1 protein-coding gene is annotated in these 326 nt (G+C 49.1%); it reads right to left on the minus strand.

The annotated features are described in order from the left end of the window. Window positions 1-326 (minus strand): beta-ketoacyl synthase N-terminal-like domain-containing protein (locus tag A3750_RS05870; RefSeq protein WP_304440174.1); only part of this gene is annotated, 326 nt, incomplete at both ends.

A 326-nucleotide genomic window follows, 5' to 3' on the forward strand; every position in this document is an offset into this window, starting at 1 on the left:
TGCATCGCCGTAAGATATCGTGCGAGCGGCGTAGCCAATATTGTGCGTGCCCGTAGTACAGGCAGTAACAACTGCAATATTAGGCCCTTTAAAGCCATATTTAATCGCTACATTGCCAGAGATCATGTTAATGATCGCGCTTGGTACAAAGAACGGAGAGACACGTCGCGAGCCAGATTTGTTGTATGTATCCCGCATGGTCTCGATCATCTCGATACCACCGATCCCGGACCCCATCGCAACACCCGTTCGCTTTAGTTGACGTTCGTTTAAACCCTCTAGGTTGGCATCTTCGACAGCTTGCATACAGGCAATCATTCCGTAGT

Source organism: Oleiphilus sp. HI0079 (assembly GCF_001635105.1).